The sequence below is a fragment of the Bacillus sp. JJ1127 genome (assembly GCF_036965845.1).
Classification (GTDB): domain Bacteria; phylum Bacillota; class Bacilli; order Bacillales; family Bacillaceae_G; genus Bacillus_A.
In genome coordinates this window covers 1-348 of record NZ_JBALQK010000394.1, presented here as the reverse complement: position 1 = coordinate 348, position 348 = coordinate 1, and the positions used below count along the sequence as shown (strand labels likewise).

The 348-nt window shown below is 41.1% G+C and carries 1 protein-coding gene; it reads left to right on the top strand.

The window, feature by feature from the left end; translation table 11 throughout:
* On the top strand, positions 1-333 hold a 333-nt coding region (locus V7183_RS24965), incomplete at its 5' end, for an excalibur calcium-binding domain-containing protein (RefSeq protein WP_335361214.1).
* Positions 334-348 lie beyond the last annotated feature (15 nt).

The window sequence follows — 348 nt, the reverse complement described above, 5'->3', positions numbered from 1 at the left end:
ATTTGGAGCGTTGAAAATTACGCAACTGATAGTGGCTTTGACAAAAGCAAGGGACCAAAGCCAGCTGAGAAAAAGCAGGAAGCTGTAGTCCCTGCACCGAAGCAAGAACAGCAACAACCGGTGCAGCCGAAACCAGAACAAAAGCAGGAACAAAAACAGGAACAAAAACAACCTGTACAGCAACAACCAAATGAAAACTTACCACAAGAAAGCGGTCAATTCAAAAGCTGTAAAGAAGCAAAAGCTGCTGGATTTTCAAACATTCCAAAAGGACATCCGGCATATTCTGCTAAGTTAGATCGTGATGGAGATGGGATTGCTTGTGATAAATAAAATAAAAAGAATTTG